Consider the following 3981-nt stretch of genomic DNA (forward strand, 5'->3'; position numbering starts at 1 on the left):
TTTTGGTTGTCATATTCACCTCGATAAGTCATTTTACTCACTTAACGCGGTGTCCAAAAGTATTGGATCAGATCAGTTTATGTTTGAGCCCAAAAATCTTTGTGTTGCATGCGCTGATTGTAATGAAATAAAAAAAGAGCAAGAAACATTGGGGGAGGAGCCTGACCCAATCTGTAATGGCAACGATCGGGTCCTGTATCCTAGGGCTGCATCATCGTTCTATATCGTGCATCCTCACTTTGATGATTATGATGAGCATATCGAAATATTTAATGGTCACTATGTCGATAAAACAGATAAAGGGCATTTCACTATTGGTGCGTGTAAGCTCAATCGCCGATTACGCGCTTTTGGTTGGGAAGAAACACTAATTAGTGAACCTGAATTAAATTGTCTTATGACAGACTTTCTTGGGGCTGATGACGCTATAGTTAAAAATGAAAAGTTGCAAAGCATCAAGCGTGCTCTGGTCAAAGTAAGCTAACAAACGACTATGGCATCAATCATTAAAATCATGCTGATTTTGCATCCCATAAGACGCTATCGCGCAACATAGAATTTAGGATGACAACCATCTTCCTGACGCATGCAATGATCGCCACTTTTTTGGGTTTTCCTTCAGCCAGAAGTCGTTGATAGGTTCCTCTAAAAACTGGGTTACACTGCATGGCGGACATCATAGCCATGGATAGGACAGTTCTGGCCTGGGCCCGGCCGCCCTGTATTTTTCGAAGCCCTTTAGTGGAATTACAAGGACAGTCACGTCAAAAAACACCCCAAAGTACAGGCAAAATAGTCTCGCTACCTTGTTGAGCACCGGGCGGGCATTGTCTACAATGGCGCACTTTATACATACATCAGGTCATGAACATGAACGACACTAACGATAAACCAGCTTTACCCGATCATCTTGCCGGTAATCCTCGTAGCCCACACTATGTGGCTGAGTGTTTTGAACACCATATCGGCATTCGTCTGAATGGCAAAGAGCGTACTGATGTTGAAGAATATTGCATCAGTGAGGGTTGGGTCAAAATCCCTTCACCGAAAGCAAAAGATCGTTTTGGTCAGCCAATGTTGATCAAACTGAAAGGCCAAGTAGAAGCTTTCTATAAATAAGTAGTTTTTTACTGCTTATAATCCAACACATAGAGTGAGAAAACTGCCAGCTCTATGTGTTGGATCAACTGTCTGTATAAACCTCTCGGCAGCTTTCATATCCCCATGCTCGTTATTTATACTTGTTACTAAATGTTTGGCGTTTATTGCAATTTAAACGTTTACGTCATTGATGAGTTACAAAATGTTCTTATTCATCCCAGATTGTGGCGCTATATAAAAGGAGGTGATTTTGAACCAGGAAGGTCTTAAACTCGAGCAATTATCGCTTCAAAAAGAGCTCGTTAATTCTGCATGTGGGTTTTTATTTTTAGCATCATGGAGGATAGTGACTTGTGATATTCCCAAAAGCATTAACCATTGGTGACAAAATAGGCTTCTTTTCACCGTCATCACCGGCAACAGTATTCGCGCCCAATCGATTTTCAAGAGCAAAAGCCTACCTGGAAGGTCAAGGGTTTGAGCTGGTTGAAGGAGCCTTGACAGGATGTTCAGACTCATATCGCTCTGGATCAATTCAGGCCAGGGCTGAAGAGTTCAATCAGCTTATCCGAGATCCAAGCATTCGATGCATTATGTCGACCATTGGCGGTAATAACAGTAATTCATTATTGCCATATATTGACTACCAAGCACTTAGAAAAGATCCAAAAATCATTGTTGGTTATTCCGATGTTACTGCACTTTTACTTGGTATTTATGCACAAACGGGCCTTGTCACTTTCTATGGACCCGCTTTAGTGGCATCGTTTGGTGAGTTTCCGCCTTTAGTTGATGACACTTTTCAGTCATTTCTGGATATATTGAGTTCAGAGAAAAGTGAATATAAATATGTCATGCCTGAACGCTGGACAGACGTTAAACTGGATTGGGAAACACAAAACACGGCAAAGCCTGTTTTTAGCAACGAATGGACATTTCTTGGGGGTGGGAAAATCACCGGGCGTATTATTGGCGGTAACCTGAATACAATGGCAGGTATTTGGGGAAGCCATTATATGCCTGAAATACACTCAGGTGACATACTGCTGATTGAAGACTCATTAAAAGGGATTGAAACTGTTGAACGCTCGTTTGCTCACTTAAAGGCTTGCGGTGTTTTTGACAAGGTTGGAGCGATAGTGCTTGGTAAGCATGAGCTTTTTGATGGCAAAGGAACAAATCGTTCGCCATTAGACGTCTTGCTTGAAGTTCTTAATGGTCAGAACATGCCAATATTATATGGCTTTGACAGTTGTCATACCCATCCCATGTTGGTGACACCTTTAGGTGTGCAAGCCAGCATTAACTTTGATAATCAGGTTTTTCAGCTGGAAAGCCCGTGGTTAGCCGGGAAATAAGCAATGATTCAGAGAGTTCGTTACCAGGACAGACACCGCATAGCGTATCGCATTACCAGGACAGACACATTATGCGTGGTTAGGACAATAGCCATTACCAGGACAGGCACACTATTCGTAGTTAGGACAATTGATGATTAAGAGGAAATATGAAATTTCTTAGTCCGGATCAGTATCAAAAAGCCTGTCATGAGCGGTTTGATTATTATCTGAATCAAGTACGGAGGCTGTTGCCAGCAGCAAGAGTCGAGCATGTGGGAGCGTCATCCGTTCCAGGCGCTACTTCAAAAGGTGATCTTGATATCTTGATCGGCGTTGATGCGCACGAACTGGAAGATTCTGCGCGTATTTTGCTCACCTTGGGGTTCCAAGAAAAGCAAAACACACTGAGAACAGCTGAACTATGCATGCTTGAGTCAACAAGCGAAGATGTGGCTTTTCAGGTGGTAGCGATAGGCTCAGAGTTTGAGTGCTTTGTAGATTTTCGTGACAGGTTACGCACATCTCCAGATTTAGTGGTTCAGTACAATGAATTAAAGAAATCGTGTGAGGGTTTGTCACACGACGAGTACCGTGAGAAGAAGTCGACGTTTATTGAGCACGTGTTAGCGCAGGTATAGAATTAATAAGGACAGTCATGATAGTTACAAGGACAGTCACGCATAAGTCAGAGCCAGACAGACCTGTACCAGATTCAAAAATTCGCATTCATTTGCTTTTTATAAAGACTGATTTACAGCGTGTTGGAATGCAAAGTGAGATTTTATGCCTCTGGCATGATTTCCAGGCGAGCAGCAGCATACGAATGTACCGCTGTTGAGGATCTGTTTGCTGTGAATGGGTTAAGGGATCTGTAAACCGGTACACCGTTGCCGGTTCAATTTCGGCAAAACGGCTTGAATTGACGAGATGGTGCCAATGAGGGGGCCAGTTTCTATTTTGGTGCAGATATTCAGCCACACATCAGAGTGTAAACCGAGCCGTTCAAGGATGGGATGCTGGGTTGAGTGGATATGGTGATGTTTTCCTTCCCTGATTTGCCGTCCGGTCCACTCAACCAGTTCAATATAATCGAACAGGTGAAAAGGCAGTCCTTCTGGCATGTTGTTACGCGAGGTGCCTGCAAAGGGAAACAGATTGGGCGCCGTTGCTTCGTTCTTTTGAAGCGATTTAATGCGCGCTTTAACGGAAGTGTAGGCGGAGGTTTCCGGTGTCTCTGCGATACCGGCCCGGATCGGGTTTAAATCGACGTACGCCATGGCGGCAGCTAAAGCATTGTCATCCAGCAATGCCTGGCTTTTGAAGCGACCTTCCCAAAAGTGGCCAGTGCAGTTGTCTTCCTGATTGGCTTTGCTGGCGATGTACTGATTGAGCAGGCGCATGAACCAGCTGATGGAACAAAGCCGCTCGCGCCAGGTTTTGATGATGGTTAAGCAAGCAGACTGTTCGGCCTCGGATAAGGCCTCGTGCTTTAAAAATTGCTGAATCAGCGCAGGGGCGCGATGTAAGGTGAGCCAGCGCT

At 44.1% G+C, this 3981-nt stretch carries 4 protein-coding genes and 2 pseudogenes; 4 read left to right on the plus strand and 2 right to left on the minus strand.

Translation table 11 applies throughout. The features are described from left to right. Window positions 1–484, plus strand: a pseudogene (locus tag P0Y67_RS22320) (hypothetical protein); the annotation flags it as partial. Window positions 485–512: 28 nt separating this feature from the next. On the opposite strand, the pseudogene P0Y67_RS22325 reads toward P0Y67_RS22320, so the two are convergent. Then, window positions 513–740 (minus strand): annotated as a pseudogene (locus P0Y67_RS22325) (IS110 family transposase); the annotation flags it as partial. Between the two features lie 130 nt (window positions 741–870). Between P0Y67_RS22325 and P0Y67_RS22330 the strand changes: the two are divergent. From P0Y67_RS22330 to P0Y67_RS22340, 3 genes are all read left to right on the plus strand, one after another. After that, the gene (locus P0Y67_RS22330; protein WP_342393653.1) at window positions 871–1119 is read left to right on the plus strand and encodes a DUF3297 family protein; all 249 of its coding nucleotides are present in this window, start codon (window positions 871–873) and stop codon (window positions 1117–1119) included. A 335-nt stretch (window positions 1120–1454) separates the two neighbouring features. Continuing rightward, window positions 1455–2459, plus strand: coding sequence for a S66 family peptidase (locus P0Y67_RS22335; protein ID WP_342393654.1), 1005 nt, complete (start codon window positions 1455–1457; stop codon window positions 2457–2459). A gap of 149 nt (window positions 2460–2608) precedes the next feature. Beyond that, window positions 2609–3079: a GrpB family protein gene (locus tag P0Y67_RS22340; protein WP_342393655.1), complete on the plus strand. Its 471-nt coding sequence runs from the start codon at window positions 2609–2611 to the stop codon at window positions 3077–3079. A gap of 222 nt (window positions 3080–3301) precedes the next feature. Here the strand turns inward: P0Y67_RS22340 and P0Y67_RS22345 are convergent. After that, a partial coding sequence (locus P0Y67_RS22345) for a Mobile element protein (protein ID WP_342393656.1) occupies window positions 3302–3981 on the minus strand: 680 nt, incomplete at its 5' end.

It is taken from the genome of Photobacterium sp. SP02, assembly GCF_038519165.1.
GTDB lineage: Bacteria > Pseudomonadota > Gammaproteobacteria > Enterobacterales > Vibrionaceae > Photobacterium > Photobacterium halotolerans.